Genomic DNA, 13,374 nt, shown 5'->3' with positions numbered 1-13,374 from the left:
GCTTATACTTAAATTTATAAGTTAATTATAATAAATGGAAATTTATTTAAATTATGTTAAAGGGTACTTCTAATAAAAAAAGCATCTTAATTGTTGAGGACTCTCAATCAGAGGCATCTCTATATTATAAATATTTGGCTCCTTTAGACTTTAATATACAGATTAGTTTAAATGGTAAAGATGCACTTAACAAACTCAAAGAAAAAGAGATTGATCTGATTTTATTAGATATCCAATTACCAGATATGTCTGGTATACAGATATTGAAACATATTCACAAAAAGAAATTAAATATTTTATCAATTATTATGACTGGAAATGCTTCAATTGATCTGGCTATCAATGCCATGAAACTTGGAGCAAAAGATTTTATACTAAAACCATTAAAATCATCTCAAATAAGAATATCTATCAACAAACTTTTATTCCCTGATACAGATTTAATTCAATCTAAAGTATCTAACGCAGAAAAACAAACTTTTATTGGTTCATGTCCTCAAATGAAAGATGTTTTCAGAATAATAAAGTCATCCTCAAAGTCGAAAGCAACAATATTTATAACAGGTGAGAGTGGTACTGGTAAAGAAATATGTGCAGAAACTGTGCATGCTATGAGCACAAGAAGTTCCAAAAGATTTATCGCATTAAACTGTGCTGCAATACCAAAAGATTTAATGGAAAGTGAGATATTTGGCCATGTGAAAGGTGCGTTTACAGATGCATCTGTTGAAAGAAAAGGCGCAGCTGAATTAGTTGACGGTGGAACGTTATTTCTTGATGAAATATGTGAAATGGCGATTAATTTACAGTCTAAACTGCTAAGATTTTTGCAAAGTGGAGAGTATCAAAAAGTAGGGACATCTGAAATAATGTACTCTGATGTAAAGATTGTTTGTGCTACTAATAGAGATCCTTGGGAAGCCGTTGAAAAAGGCCTCTTTAGAAAAGACTTATTTTATAGACTATTTGTTATTCCTATAGGCCTTCCTCCTCTTCGTGAGAGAGGCGCGGATATTTTACAAATTGCAAATTCAATACTTTTAAGTGTTTCTATTGAAGAATCAAAAAAGTTCACATCATTTTCATCGGATACTCAAGAAGCATTTTTGCGTTACACTTGGCCAGGAAATATCAGACAACTCAAAAATATTATAACAAACATAGTTGTTTTAAATGAGGGTGATGTAGTCGAATATCAGATGTTGCCAAATATTTTGAAATTTGAAAATAATAAACAAATCCATATTATAAGTTCTTTCGATGAAAAACCTCAAAAAACTTTGGATAAGATTGTTCCTCTATGGATACACGAAAAAAGATATATTGAGGAAGTTATTGAGTTGTGTGATGGTAATATCCCTAGAGCCGCTAAGTTTCTTGAAGTCAGCTCATCTACCATTTATAGAAAACTTCAAACTTGGAAAGACATTAATTAGGAGATAAACCATTGATTTTAAATAAGGATATTTTAAAGGCTCTTGAAAATGAAGTTGGGTACGCCGATCTATCTGATCTTCTTAAGGTTTTTATTGAAGATCTCAAAGAAAATTATAGTAAATTACAAGTAGACACCATTTCTAATGAAGAATTAAGTTCAATTACACATACTCTTAAAAGTACAGCGGGCACATTTGGTGCAGAAGAATTATCCATTCTAGCGTTTGAAATTAATACTGATATAAAAGCAAATAATTTAAAAGATTCAAGTGTAACCAAATTGACAGAAATGATTTCAGAAACTATCGAAGTTTTTCAAGATATTAGTGACTTACAGTCATAATTTGTAAAAGGTAATTACATACTTTTTCAAAATTTTGATTATGAATTAGGGCTTGTTTGTCGGACGGAGATAATGGTAGTATTTCTATTAAGCGGTCACATATCCATTTTATATTATCCCACTCCTTTTCCTTATATAAACATGAAACAGAAGGATTTTTTTTAAAAAAAAGTTTTAAATTTTTAGCTAATATATTGTACTCATTATTATTCAACTGAACAAACTGATCATTATTAAAACTTAATTTTATTTTGGCAAACAAGGTTTTTTGTTCTTCAAATATCTCTGCTATTGAAAAATGTTGAACACCCTTTATAGTCAATTCTAATTTGTTTGAAGGAAAAGATGAATTAAAGTCTATTATTTCAACAACTGTCCCAGTGTTAAATAATTGGTATCCTATTTTTTCAGTCGTGGAAGTTTCAAACATACATAAACCGAATCTATTTTGATTTTCAAAACTGAATTTTAATGTATTAATGTGTAGATTCAAATTTAAATATATTTGATTACAGCCATTTGGCAAAACATGCTTTCTTTCTAGTAAAATAGGTATTTTCATTTTTTTATAAATAATTGCTAATCAATCTTGATTTATAGACGCAATATTTATGCCCAAATTATAATTATGTGAAAGCATTAAAATTAAGCAAAAAAAAAAAATTGAAATTTTCATTATAATTTTATTTGCAGTTTTGTAATATTTTTTTTATTATGCAAACTCATAATAAGAAAAATTTGTTTAATTGTTGTTCCTGAAATTAATTTTAATAATAATTAAACGACCATAATAAACACAACAATAGAATACGGTGATTTAAACATGATAAATCAAAAAATCAATAGCAAATATTGCTTTTTTAGTAGTTGCTTTATTGCAATCCAAAAAATTCCAAATCTTATCCAGCAGAAACTTTACTCAGTTCAAATTAAGCATTAATTTTGTACAACTGTTTAATTTTATGTTCATTTCGATAATTTATAAGGTTATTAATTACGATGCTTAAATTTATTTTAAAGCGAATTGGAGTAGCTATTCCTACTTTGCTTATTTTAATTACAATTTCTTTTTTTATGATGAGACTTGCCCCAGGTAATCCCTTTTCTAGTGACAGAGCATTACCTCCGCAGGTTATGAAAAACTTAAATGCTAAATATGGATTAGATAAACCAATGGCAGTGCAATATTGGAATTATTTGAAGAATCTTTCTCATGGAGATTTAGGCCCTTCTTTTAAATACAAGGATTCAAGCGTAACGGAACTTGTTCGGGCTGCATTCCCTGTATCGGCCAAAATTGGTGTAATTGCATTCATATTATGTTTAATCATTGGTATATCTTTTGGTTGTTTAGCCGCTTTAAATCAAAATAGCTGGATCGATTATCTTCTGATGTCAACAGCAATGATCGGGGTTGCTATCCCTAACTTTGTATTAGGTCCATTATTAGTTTTAATTTTTGCAGTTTCTCTTCATTGGTTACCAGCTGGTGGATGGAATGGTGGCGCTCCGCAATATTTAGTTTTACCAGTTATTGGTATGATGATGTATTACGTTGCAAGCATGGCAAGAATTATGAGAGGAAGTCTTATTGAAGTTTTGAATTCAAACTTTATAAGAACTGCTAAGGCGAAGGGACTGTCAAAAACAAGAATAATTCTTAAGCATGCTCTTAGACCATCGCTACTTCCTATAGCTTCTTTTATGGGACCTGCTTTTGTTGGAATTATCACTGGTTCTGTTGTAATAGAGACAATTTTTGGTCTTCCTGGAATTGGGCAAATATTTGTTAATGGAGCTTTAAATAGAGACTATGGAGTCGTATTGGGCGTAACTGTTTTAATCGGGGCACTGACAATTGCATTTAATGCTATTGCAGATATTTTATTAGCCGTTATTGATCCTAAAATTCGTATGTAACTTTGAGGTATAAAAATGTTATCAAAAAAGAAAATTGAATCAATAAGCAATATTGCAGAAAATACAAACCTCGAAGTAGAAGGCAGAAGTTTATGGCAAGATGCAAAAAATAGATTTGTAAAAAACAAAGCAGCTATGGTTAGTTTATTTATATTGCTAGCTATTACAGCTTTAGTGATCATTGGTCCTTTTTTAAGTAAATATGGATATGCTCAAACTGATTGGGGAGCAATTAATCAAGCACCAAGTATGGCTCATCTGTTTGGAACAGACACTCTTGGACGTGATTTGTTTGTAAGAGTGTGTATGGGAGGGCGCATATCATTGATGGTTGGTGTAGTAGGTGCTTTGGTAGCCGTTCTTGTTGGTACTTTGTATGGGGCAATTTCAGGTTTTGTCGGTGGCAAAGTTGACTCCATTATGATGCGTGCTGTTGAAATTTTATATTCTTTCCCATTTATGTTTTTTGTAATTTTGTTAACTACATTTTTTGGAAAAAATATTATTTTAATTTTTGTTGCAATTGGAGCTGTCAGTTGGTTAGACATGGCTAGAATTGTACGTGGTCAAACATTAGGACTTAAAAATAAAGAATTTATAGAAGCAGCTCATGTTTGTGGTGTGAGTACTTTTAAAATAGTTGTGAAGCATATTGTACCCAATTTATTAGGAGTTGTTGTGGTTTACGCAACTCTTTTAGTTCCAGGAATGATACTAATTGAATCATTTTTAAGTTTTCTAGGTTTAGGCGTTCAGGCTCCAATGTCAAGTTGGGGTACTCTACTTAATCAAGGACAGCAAACTATGGAAGTTGCTCCATATCAATTGATTATTCCAGCGATTTTTATGGTTGTAACTTTGTTTTGTTTTAACTTTATGGGCGATGGTTTACGTGATGCTCTGGATCCGAAAGATAGGTAAGGTAATAGAATGAGTTTATTAAGTGTTAAAGATTTACGAGTTGAATTCACAACGCCTGATGGCATCGTAACAGCGGTCAATAATTTAAATTTCGAGTTAGATAAAGGTGAAACATTAGGTATTGTTGGAGAGTCAGGATCGGGTAAAAGTCAAACAGCCTTTTCACTGATGGGATTATTGGCTAAAAATGGAAAAATTTCAGGTGAAGCTAAATTTGAAGGTAACTCAATTCTTAATTTATCAGAAAAAGAGTTAAATCATATACGAGCCGAAAAAATATCGATGATATTTCAAGATCCTATGACATCTTTAAATCCATATATGAAGATTGGACCTCAAATGATGGAAGTTCTTAAACTTCATAAAGGTATGAGTCATAAAGAAGCGTTTGAAACATCAGTTAAAATGTTAGATGCTGTGAAAATGCCTGAATCTAGAAAAAGAATGTCTATGTATCCCCATGAGTTTTCAGGTGGAATGAGACAAAGAGTTATGATAGCTATGTCACTTCTTTGTCAACCTCAGTTATTAATAGCTGATGAGCCTACAACAGCTTTAGATGTAACTGTACAGGCACAAATAATGGAATTATTAAACGATTTAAAAAAGGAGTTTAATACTGCCATTATATTAATTACCCACGATCTAGGTGTTGTTGCTGGTTCTTGCGATAAAGTGCTTGTAATGTATGCTGGAAGAACAATGGAATATGGTGGTGTAAATGATATATTTTACAAACCTTCACACCCATACACAGAAGGCTTATTAGGAGCAATTCCTAGACTAGATCATGAGGGCGACATATTACCAACAATACCAGGAAATCCACCAAACTTATTAAGTTTACCCAAAGGTTGTCCGTTCCAAGAGAGATGTCATCGAGTTCAAACAGAATGCAAGAAAGAATCTCCAATTCTCGAAACTTTTGATGATGTAAGACAAAGAGCGTGCTTTTGGAAAGGAGGTGCATAATTATGACTGTTCAAAATAAAAATATTTTACTTAGTGTTGATGATCTGAAAGTTTATTTTAAAATTTCTCCAAAAGGCGCTATGCCTTGGAGCAAAAAACTTGACTTAAAGGCAGTTGATGGGGTCAGTCTAGATATTTTTGAAGGAGAAACTTTGGGCGTTGTTGGTGAGTCCGGTTGCGGTAAATCGACATTAGCGAGAGCTTTAATTAAGTTGGTTCCAATACGTGATGGTAAAGTTGTTTGGTTGGGAAATGACATTACAAGCTTAAATGAAAAGGAAATGCTACCACATAGAAAGAACTTACAGATGATCTTTCAAGATCCATTGGCTTCTTTAAACCCAAGAATGACAATTGGAAACATTATAGCTGAACCTTTAACGATTCATTATCCTCACTTAACTAAAGCTGAAATTAAAGATAAAGTTAAAAGTATGATGAAGAAAGTGGGGTTGTTACCCAATGTGATTAATCGCTACCCTCATGAATTTTCAGGAGGCCAATGCCAAAGAATTGGTATAGCTAGAGCACTTATCTTAGAGCCAAAACTAATTATTTGTGATGAGCCAGTTTCTGCTCTTGATGTATCTATTCAAGCTCAGGTTGTTAATTTATTGAAAGAATTGCAAAAGGAAATGGGGTTATCTTTAATTTTTATTGCACATGACTTATCAATAGTGAAACATATTTCAGATAGAGTTTTAGTCATGTATCTCGGTAATGCTGTTGAACTATCAACTAGTACTCAATTATTTAAAGATCCAAAACACCCATATACTAAAGCTTTATTGAGCGTTGTTCCAATACCAGATCCAAAGCTAGAAAGGAACAAAAAAATTGAACTTCTTGAAGGAGATTTGCCTTCTCCTATCTCACCTCCCTCAGGATGTGTTTTTAGAACAAGATGTCCTAAAGCTCAAGATTTATGTGCACAGAAAAAGCCTGTGTTCAAAGAAGAAAGTGAAGAACATTTTGCATCTTGCCATTTTCCATCATAATAAAAATACCTTGAAAAACACATAAAGTGAACTGAATAATTTCAGTTCACTTTTTTTATAAATCATTGTCTTATTTATAAAAAAGCAAACCTAAATTTAAAATTTTGGTTATAAATTTTATTATATTGTCTGAAAATAATGCTTCTGGTGTAATTATCTGGTCATTTACTTTCTTGAACTGAGATATCTTTTTAATTTCTTGGAAATGTTTACTATCTATTTCAAATGATTGACCGTTAATGTATAGTGTTTGTTTACTTTTCTCATTCTCAAAATATATAAATTTAACGCCATTAGTAAGGTATAGAGTTGTTTTATTTATTAGAAGTTCTTTGACTTCAATTGAGGAATAGTTATCCGTAAAAATATCCTGCTCATGCCTTGGTGTGCTGAGGTATAATCCTAAAAAATCTCTAAAAGTTTCCTGATTCTCTAAACATTTAAGAGTCATATCATAAAGTAATTTTTCATCCTCATGTGAAACATTGTTAGGATCAACTCTGGCTGTTAAGTTTCTATTTATATAGTGGTTTTTATTTATGTTTTTATCAATTAAATAATCTGTGTAGTGACTTAAAATTTCTTGTTGATTAGGTGAGCGATATCCAATCGAATAGCTCATTGAATCCTCAAGAGCAATGGCTTTGTGAGGAAAGCCTATAGGAATGTATAACAGATCGCCTGCCTCTAAAGTGACATCTATCATAGGTGAGAAGTTTTCAATAAGTTGTAAATTTTTTTGGCTTTGGTCCAATTTATAATTCCCTTCTTTATCTCCGACAGTCCATCTTCTTTTACCTTTACCCTGAAGAATAAATACATCATAATTATCAATATGAGCACCAACACTGCTATCCTCAGTAGAAAAACCTACCATAATATCATCAAATAACCAATTAGGAAGAAAATCAAAATATCTACTAAGAGAGTCAACTCCATCGTGCCAATGATTTGTTGCTTGTACTAGAAACATCCAATTTTTTGTTGGATTATTTTTTTTATTAAAAGATAAGGGACCTTGTTTAACTTTCCATTTGTTTTCGGTATTACTTACTTCTCTGGAGTCTATGAAACCCTCCATAGATAAACCAGCTAATTCATTTGGAGTGATAGGATCTTTAAAGTTAGTGATTGCGTTTTTATAAAAAACAGGTTTTTTTTGCCAATAAGATTTTAAAAATTGGTCTTTCGAAAAATTTAATTCAAAGGAGGACATAAAATACCATTATAAAAAAATATAATGGTATTCTAGCATATCAAAGATATTTAATCGCAAGTTGTTCTGCAAGACCTATATAATCTTCTGGTGATAAAAGTTTTAAATCATTTTTTGCATTTTCTGGCATATCGAGTGTATCAACAAATTCAATTATCTCTTTTTGAGAAATTCTTTTTCCTCTGGTTAACTCCTTGAGCTTTTCATAAGGTTTTTCTATTCCATATTTTCTCATGACTGTTTGAATTGGCTCAGCTAAAACCTCCCAATTTTGTTGAAGATCATTTAATAAATTATGTTGATTAATTTCTAGTTTTGAAACACCTTTTAGAGAAGCTTGGTAAGCTATTACGGAATAACCTAAACCAACCCCCAAATTTCTTAGTACAGTTGAATCAGTCAAGTCTCTTTGCCATCTTGATATAGGCAGTTTTGCTGATAAATGATGAAGCACAGCATTTGCCAAACCTAAATTGCCTTCAGAGTTTTCAAAATCAATTGGATTGACTTTATGAGGCATTGTAGATGATCCAATTTCACCCTTAACTGTTTTTTGCTTGAAGTGACCTAAAGCAATGTATCCCCAAATATCTCTATTGAAATCAATGAGAATGGTGTTAAATCGAGAGATATTATCGAATAGTTCAGAGATATAATCATGAGGTTCAATTTGAGTTGTCATCGGATTCCAGTCTAAACCTAAAGAAGATACAAAGTTGGCACTTATATTTTCCCAGTCGACGTTTGGATAGGCTGAAATATGGGCATTATAATTACCTACTGCACCATTTATTTTCCCTAGTAATTTTGTGTTTGCAATTAATGATATTTGCTTTTTAAGTCTATAAATTGTGTTTGCAATTTCCTTACCCATTGTTGATGGAGAAGCCGGTTGACCGTGAGTTCTAGATAACAAAGGTGATTTTTTTAAACTTTGTGCTAAACAAGTTAAATCAGATATTATTAATTTCATGTATGGTATTAAAACTTTACCCAAGGTATCTTTTAATATTAAAGCATGAGATAAGTTATTGATATCTTCTGAAGTACAGGCAAAGTGAACAAATTCTGAAATTGAATTGAGTTCATTGTTATTTTTAAATTGTTCTTTAATGAAATATTCTACAGCTTTTACATCATGATTGGTTGTTTTTTCAATCTCCTTGATACGTTCAGCGCTACGAATATCAAAATTATTTATTATATTTTCCAGTTGTTGATTTGCAGAGTCGCTGAGGTTAGGAACTTCTGAAATATCAGAAATTTCGGAAAGTTTCTGTAACCACCTAACTTCAACAATAGTCCTATATTTTAAAAGACCGTATTCACTACAAAAATTTTGTAGTTCATGTGTTTTATTCATGTATCTACCATCAATTGGAGATACTGCCAGTAAATTTGATAATTGCATCTTGTTTTCCTAAAGGTTTTTTAAATATTAGTTGGACTTTTTAAATATTCTTTTGCTTGTTTAATAATTTGATTTCTTCTGAATAAAATAGTAAACCTATTCCCCCCGACTGTTTCCATAAAATTGTATTTCTGATGGCAGCCAACAATAAGGCCCTTATTCTTTTTTGGTTATCTATTTGTTTTAAATTCTCAGGTTTACCTATAATTTGGATACGGGGTTGTATATTACTTATAAGATCGGAATATATTGAAGCAAAATCAGAGATATTTTCTCCTATTTCTAATTGATTCAACTCATTTTTTTATTAATTTGAGAAACTCTGTTACCTATTTGTTGAAGAAGATTTGAGTTTCGAGAAATTTTTTTTTCAATCTGTAAAACACTTACAAGATATCTAAATAAATCTTTTGCATATTTGGGATCATCAAAGCCATTTACTACAGTGTTTAAGCCTATATTAAGATCAGAAATTTTGTAAACATCATCAATACTTGAAGGGTGAGTAACTAAAATACTTCTGAGAGTTTTAATAAGATCATCCTCTTCATATGTTCCATTGATTGCAATATTTTGTATTATTGTTATTGCTTGACATATTCCAGAAAAAGCTATTGTTTGATTGTATAGTTTATTCTTTTCCATTAATTTTTCCCAAAATTTATAGTTTAATTCTTTCTTCTATTATACCGCCACCTAAACAAACATCTTCTTGATAAAATACTGCTGATTGGCCAGGAGCAATAGATGATTGAGGTGATTCAAATATAACTTTTACTGTTTTATGATTAATGGGCTCTATTTTGCATTTTATATCATTTTGTCTGTAACGTGTCTTTACATATGCAGATATGGTTGTGTTCAAGTTATTTCTATCGACCCAATGAAGCTGACTAGCTATTAATCCAGTTGACATGAGAGCATCATTATTTTTTCCTTGAGCGACGATTAATTCATTTGTTTCAATATTTTTATCAACAACATACCATGGTTCTTCAGTTTTTCCTTTTTTTCCTCCAATCAACAATCCCTTACGCTGTCCAATAGTATGATACATCAGTCCCTCATGCTGTCCTAAAATTTCTCCGGTGATGCTTACAATTTTTCCTGGTTGTGCAGGGATAAAGGTTTGTAGAAAGTCTTTAAATTTCCTCTCGCCAATGAAGCAAATCCCAGTGGAATCTTTCTTATCAGATGTAATAAGACCATTTTCTTCAGCAATTTTTCTCACTTCAGGTTTTAAAAGTTGACCAACAGGAAATAGCGATTTAGAGAGTTCGTCTGAGCCTAACGTGTAAAGAAAGTAAGTTTGATCTTTATTAGGGTCTAATCCTTTAAGAAGACGAAATTTCCCATTCACTTGATCAATTCTTGCATAGTGCCCCATAGCAATATAATCAGCCTTCAAAATGGTTTGTGCATACTCTAAAAATGCCTTAAACTTTATTTCTTTGTTACATAAAATATCTGGATTAGGAGTTCGTCCGGTTCTATATTCTGACAAAAAATACTCAAAAACATTATCCCAATATTCGGTTGAAAAGTTGACTTTATGGAGTTTAATATCTAGCTTATCGCAAACAGCTTGAGCATCATCCATATCTTTTGCTGCTGAACAATATTCATCTGTATCATCTTCTTCCCAATTTTTCATAAATAAAGCTTCGACTTCATATCCTTGCTTTTTGAGCAAATATGCTGAAACTGACGAGTCCACTCCACCTGACATACCTACAATTACTTTTTTCATAAGAACAATCAAAGCCTATAATTAAAAAAAATATATTTTAACAGATTTTTGAATAAAATTAAATTAATGTGGAAACTCATAGTGTACTTTTTTCCATTCACCAGGCTTGAGTTTAGATGATGATAATGAGTATGGTCCTATAGCACTTCTTATAAGCCTCAGAGTAGGGAATCCGACATGAGCGGTCATTCTTCTTACTTGTCTATTTTTCCCTTCTGAAATAGATAGCTCAATCCAACTTGTTGGTATATGTTTTCTTTCTCTGATTGGTGGAAATCGTTCCCACACATTGGGAGCCAAAATTTTTTTTACTTGTGCTGGTTTTGTCAGACCATCCTTAAGCTTAACCCCTTTACTTAAAAGAGCCATAGCTTCTTGATCAATTATTCCTTCAACTTGTACCCAATAAGTTTTTCTGAGTTTATATTTAGGATGAGATATTCTAGATTGAATTTTACCTTGATTGGTTAAAATTAATAGCCCTTCGCTATCTTTGTCTAATCTTCCGGCGGGATAAAAATTTTTGATAGGTATCAAATCTGAAAGATTTTTTTGTGTTGAATCACTTGTAAATTGTGATAACACTCCGAAAGGTTTATTCAGTAAAATAATAACTGGTTTGTTTAAATTCATAATTTTTAGGAAATTTAAGTTTGCATGAACGATATTAAATTTATTATAACTTTGATAGCTAATTTTTTCAATTCGAGTATTATTTTTATGAAATTGAAATTCATTTTAGGAGATACAATGCAAAGTCATGTGAAAGTGCCAACTAATGGAAATAAAATTACCGTTGATAATAATAAGCTAATTGTACCTGATAATCCTATTATCCCTTTTATTGAAGGTGATGGTATCGGTGCAGATGTCACTCCAGCAATGATTGACGTTGTCAATGCAGCAGTAGATAAAGCTTACAATGGTAAAAAGCACATTGAATGGATGGAAATCTATACAGGTGAAAAGTCTACTAATATTTATGGAGATGATGAGTGGCTACCGGAAGAAACACTTGACTTCATTAGGGAATATAAAGTTGCAATTAAAGGTCCATTGACTACACCCGTTGGAGGTGGAATTCGTTCTTTAAACGTAGCATTAAGACAAGAACTGGATCTATATGTATGTGTTCGACCTGTTCGTTATTTTCAAGGAGTACCCAGTCCACTAAAACAACCAGAACTAACAGATATGGTCATTTTTAGAGAGAACTCTGAAGATATTTATGCAGGTGTTGAATTTAAAGCTGATAGTGATGATGCAAAAAAAGTAATTGATTTTTTACAAAATGAAATGGGTGCAACAAAAATAAGATTTCCAGAACATTGTGGTATTGGTATAAAGCCTATATCAGAAGAAGGCACTAAGAGATTAGTAAGAGCTGCTCTTCAGTACACAATTGATAATGATAGAGATTCATTAACAATTGTTCACAAGGGTAATATCATGAAGTTTACAGAGGGTGCTTTCAAAGACTGGGGATATGAAGTTGCAAAAGAATTTGGAGCTACTCTTCTTGATGGTGGTCCATGGATGACTCTTAAAAACCCTAAGACAGGTAAAGAGATTATAATTAAAGATTCAATCGCAGATGCTTTTTTACAACAAATTTTATTAAGACCTGCCGAGTATGATGTAATTGCGACTATGAATCTTAATGGAGATTATATTTCAGATGCATTAGCTGCACAAGTTGGTGGAATTGGTATAGCACCGGGTGCGAATATAGGCGATGGTGTCGCTTTGTTTGAAGCTACTCATGGTACAGCACCAAAATATGCGGGCCAAGATAAGGTTAATCCGGGTTCTTTAATTTTATCAGCAGAGATGATGTTAAGACATTTAGGCTGGACGGAAGCAGCTGACTTGATAATTCACTCAATGGAAAAAGCAATAAAAAATAAAACTGTGACTTATGACTTTGAAAGACTTATGGATGGCGCAACACTTAGAAAGTGTTCGGAATTTGCCAAAGATATGATTTCAAATATGTAAAATCATACAGCTGCTAAGACTTTTTAGCAGCTTTTTAAATTTATATTTACTTACTAGAAGCAGGTGTCAATCCTTTACTTCTATTTTCCACAGCACCATCGAAATCAAATCCAGCTGACTTCCAAGATTTAGCCTGGTCTACTGAGAATGAGCCTTCTTTCCACTCATTAGCAGTATCTGGAGAGAAACCAGCGTCTTTCCAAGCGACAGCATCCTGAGAATTAAACCCTTTGTCTTTCCATTCATTGGCTTCCTCGGATGATATTCCAGCCTGTTGATAATTTGCAATTTGTGTCTCATTCATACCTTGCCAATTATGAGAAGCACAACCAGAGAGTCCTAAAATTATTAAAGAAGATATACCTAATTTTTTTGTAATGTTCATATTAATTCCTTAAATTTATTTCT

At 32.0% G+C, this 13,374-nt stretch carries 15 protein-coding genes; 7 read left to right on the top strand and 8 right to left on the bottom strand.

Translation table 11 applies throughout. The annotated features are described in order from the left end of the window. The first annotated feature begins 53 nt into the window (after nucleotides 1-53). Both CF386_RS00655 and CF386_RS00650 read left to right on the top strand, forming a co-directional pair. Complete coding sequence (locus CF386_RS00655; RefSeq protein ID WP_089072612.1) at nucleotides 54-1,436, top strand: sigma-54-dependent transcriptional regulator; 1,383 nt, start codon at nucleotides 54-56, stop codon at nucleotides 1,434-1,436. 11 nt (nucleotides 1,437-1,447) lie between these two features. Further along, entirely contained in the window at nucleotides 1,448-1,780 is a 333-nt protein-coding gene (locus CF386_RS00650; RefSeq protein WP_089072611.1) for an Hpt domain-containing protein, read from the top strand. On the opposite strand, the gene CF386_RS00645 is transcribed toward CF386_RS00650, so the two are convergent. After that, nucleotides 1,761-2,342, bottom strand: a complete 582-nt coding sequence (locus tag CF386_RS00645) for an LON peptidase substrate-binding domain-containing protein (protein ID WP_089072610.1) — start codon at nucleotides 2,340-2,342, stop codon at nucleotides 1,761-1,763. The genes CF386_RS00650 and CF386_RS00645 overlap by 20 nt on opposite strands. A gap of 437 nt (nucleotides 2,343-2,779) precedes the next feature. On the opposite strand from CF386_RS00645, the gene oppB reads away from it, so the two are divergent. The 4 genes from oppB to oppF are packed head-to-tail and all read left to right on the top strand — an operon-like array spanning nucleotide 2,780 to nucleotide 6,591. Continuing rightward, on the top strand, nucleotides 2,780-3,700 hold the full coding sequence (oppB, locus tag CF386_RS00640; protein ID WP_089072609.1) for an oligopeptide ABC transporter permease OppB: 921 nt from the start codon (nucleotides 2,780-2,782) through the stop codon (nucleotides 3,698-3,700). 15 nt (nucleotides 3,701-3,715) lie between these two features. Continuing rightward, on the top strand, nucleotides 3,716-4,621 hold the full coding sequence (oppC, locus tag CF386_RS00635; protein WP_089072608.1) for an oligopeptide ABC transporter permease OppC: 906 nt from the start codon (nucleotides 3,716-3,718) through the stop codon (nucleotides 4,619-4,621). A 9-nt stretch (nucleotides 4,622-4,630) separates the two neighbouring features. Next, on the top strand, nucleotides 4,631-5,593 hold the full coding sequence (gene oppD / locus CF386_RS00630; RefSeq protein ID WP_089072607.1) for an oligopeptide ABC transporter ATP-binding protein OppD: 963 nt from the start codon (nucleotides 4,631-4,633) through the stop codon (nucleotides 5,591-5,593). A gap of 2 nt (nucleotides 5,594-5,595) precedes the next feature. Next, a complete protein-coding gene (gene oppF / locus CF386_RS00625; RefSeq protein ID WP_089072606.1) occupies nucleotides 5,596-6,591 on the top strand; it encodes a murein tripeptide/oligopeptide ABC transporter ATP binding protein OppF in 996 nt (331 codons plus the stop codon). A 70-nt stretch (nucleotides 6,592-6,661) separates the two neighbouring features. Here oppF and CF386_RS00620 read toward each other — a convergent pair whose 3' ends face one another. The 6 genes from CF386_RS00620 to CF386_RS00595 form a co-directional block, all read right to left on the bottom strand. Further along, on the bottom strand, nucleotides 6,662-7,807 hold the full coding sequence (locus CF386_RS00620; protein ID WP_089072605.1) for a cupin domain-containing protein: 1,146 nt from the start codon (nucleotides 7,805-7,807) through the stop codon (nucleotides 6,662-6,664). 40 nt (nucleotides 7,808-7,847) lie between these two features. Continuing rightward, nucleotides 7,848-9,218: an adenylosuccinate lyase gene (gene purB, locus CF386_RS00615; RefSeq protein ID WP_089072604.1), complete on the bottom strand. Its 1,371-nt coding sequence runs from the start codon at nucleotides 9,216-9,218 to the stop codon at nucleotides 7,848-7,850. A 40-nt stretch (nucleotides 9,219-9,258) separates the two neighbouring features. Beyond that, on the bottom strand, nucleotides 9,259-9,513 hold the full coding sequence (locus CF386_RS13555) for a DUF489 family protein (RefSeq protein ID WP_089072603.1): 255 nt from the start codon (nucleotides 9,511-9,513) through the stop codon (nucleotides 9,259-9,261). Next, a complete protein-coding gene (locus CF386_RS13235; protein ID WP_089072602.1) occupies nucleotides 9,510-9,863 on the bottom strand; it encodes a DUF489 family protein in 354 nt (117 codons plus the stop codon). Before CF386_RS13235 ends, CF386_RS13555 begins: the two co-directional genes overlap by 4 nt. A 16-nt stretch (nucleotides 9,864-9,879) precedes the next feature. Continuing rightward, entirely contained in the window at nucleotides 9,880-10,968 is a 1,089-nt protein-coding gene (mnmA, locus tag CF386_RS00600; RefSeq protein ID WP_089072601.1) for a tRNA 2-thiouridine(34) synthase MnmA, read from the bottom strand. A gap of 63 nt (nucleotides 10,969-11,031) precedes the next feature. Next, complete coding sequence (locus CF386_RS00595; RefSeq protein ID WP_089072600.1) at nucleotides 11,032-11,601, bottom strand: pseudouridine synthase; 570 nt, start codon at nucleotides 11,599-11,601, stop codon at nucleotides 11,032-11,034. Between the two features lie 117 nt (nucleotides 11,602-11,718). On the opposite strand from CF386_RS00595, the gene icd reads away from it, so the two are divergent. Continuing rightward, nucleotides 11,719-12,966 carry an NADP-dependent isocitrate dehydrogenase gene (icd, locus tag CF386_RS00590; RefSeq protein WP_089073732.1) on the top strand — a complete coding sequence of 416 codons (1,248 nt, stop codon included), beginning with the start codon at nucleotides 11,719-11,721 and terminating at the stop codon, nucleotides 12,964-12,966. A gap of 46 nt (nucleotides 12,967-13,012) precedes the next feature. Here the strand turns inward: icd and CF386_RS00585 are convergent, their stop codons facing one another. Further along, nucleotides 13,013-13,351, bottom strand: coding sequence for a hypothetical protein (locus CF386_RS00585; RefSeq protein ID WP_089072599.1), 339 nt, complete (start codon nucleotides 13,349-13,351; stop codon nucleotides 13,013-13,015). Between the last annotated feature and the right edge of the window lie 23 nt (nucleotides 13,352-13,374).

The sequence above is a fragment of the Paraphotobacterium marinum genome, from assembly GCF_002216855.1.
In the GTDB taxonomy this organism is placed as follows: Bacteria; Pseudomonadota; Gammaproteobacteria; order Enterobacterales; family Vibrionaceae; genus Paraphotobacterium; species Paraphotobacterium marinum.
This window is presented reverse-complemented; position numbering and strand designations above follow the sequence as displayed.

Coding starts and splice junctions, on each gene's coding strand:
- CF386_RS00655 (WP_089072612.1), top strand. CDS start 54: ATGTTAAAGGGTACTTCTAATAAAAAAAGCATCTTAATTGTTGAGGAC.
- mnmA (WP_089072601.1), bottom strand. CDS start 10,968: ATGAAAAAAGTAATTGTAGGTATGTCAGGTGGAGTGGACTCGTCAGTT.
- CF386_RS00585 (WP_089072599.1), bottom strand. CDS start 13,351: ATGAACATTACAAAAAAATTAGGTATATCTTCTTTAATAATTTTAGGA.
- oppB (WP_089072609.1), top strand. CDS start 2,780: ATGCTTAAATTTATTTTAAAGCGAATTGGAGTAGCTATTCCTACTTTG.
- oppD (WP_089072607.1), top strand. CDS start 4,631: ATGAGTTTATTAAGTGTTAAAGATTTACGAGTTGAATTCACAACGCCT.
- oppF (WP_089072606.1), top strand. CDS start 5,596: ATGACTGTTCAAAATAAAAATATTTTACTTAGTGTTGATGATCTGAAA.
- purB (WP_089072604.1), bottom strand. CDS start 9,218: ATGCAATTATCAAATTTACTGGCAGTATCTCCAATTGATGGTAGATAC.
- CF386_RS00645 (WP_089072610.1), bottom strand. CDS start 2,342: ATGAAAATACCTATTTTACTAGAAAGAAAGCATGTTTTGCCAAATGGC.
- icd (WP_089073732.1), top strand. CDS start 11,719: ATGCAAAGTCATGTGAAAGTGCCAACTAATGGAAATAAAATTACCGTT.
- oppC (WP_089072608.1), top strand. CDS start 3,716: ATGTTATCAAAAAAGAAAATTGAATCAATAAGCAATATTGCAGAAAAT.
- CF386_RS13235 (WP_089072602.1), bottom strand. CDS start 9,863: ATGGAAAAGAATAAACTATACAATCAAACAATAGCTTTTTCTGGAATA.
- CF386_RS00620 (WP_089072605.1), bottom strand. CDS start 7,807: ATGTCCTCCTTTGAATTAAATTTTTCGAAAGACCAATTTTTAAAATCT.
- CF386_RS00595 (WP_089072600.1), bottom strand. CDS start 11,601: ATGAATTTAAACAAACCAGTTATTATTTTACTGAATAAACCTTTCGGA.